Below are 625 nucleotides of genomic sequence, written 5' to 3'. Positions count from 1 at the left end.
GGCGATATTGTTTTTGAAATCGATTTTATTGGCACCGTTGCGGTAGATATAGCCCGAGCGGACATATTGGAAATCCGTGTATCCTTCCACACGGCTTTTGCCGTCGCCCGTTGTGATGGATTCGTTCAGCGTACCCTTATCCATCGCAAAAATCTCATTCTTTTGGGGAAACTCACCCGGCTCACCCGCACCTAATTTCTCCCAATCCGCTTCTGATAATGCCTTATGATCTTCTTTATTTTTCGGGTGCCAGTTCCGACGCGGTATTTTGGCTGCAAAACCGTAAACCGGACGGTCGTTTTCCGCCGCCTGCGCTTCATCGGATTTTGCCGGTTTTTCAGTCTGTTCGTCTTGGTATTTCGGTGCTTCGGACTGCGGGTTGTGCTGTTTTGTTTCCACGCTGTCCAAATCGAAACTGCCGCCGCCCGCGCAGGCAGAAAGCAGTAGCACAGGCAGGATACCGGCTGCTTGGGCAATAAGTGAATTTTTCATATCAACTTTTTTAAAAATGATAATAATTTATATTTTATTAACTTAAAATGTAATTTGCAAACATTTTCTGACGAACCTTCACAAAAAACACCCGCACATTCTTACTCCGGATATGCGGGTGTTTGAGCAAACC

The 625-nt window shown here is 45.9% G+C and carries 1 protein-coding gene; it reads right to left on the bottom strand.

Annotated elements, in window-relative coordinates:
- Positions 1-492: transferrin-binding N-lobe domain-containing protein (locus ACTHUT_RS21510; RefSeq protein ID WP_440419844.1), on the bottom strand; the 492-nt coding region annotated here is incomplete at its 3' end.
- Positions 493-625: the final 133 nt, after the last annotated feature.

This window comes from Neisseria sp. P0022.S010 (assembly GCF_051956635.1).
This window is presented reverse-complemented; position numbering and strand designations above follow the sequence as displayed.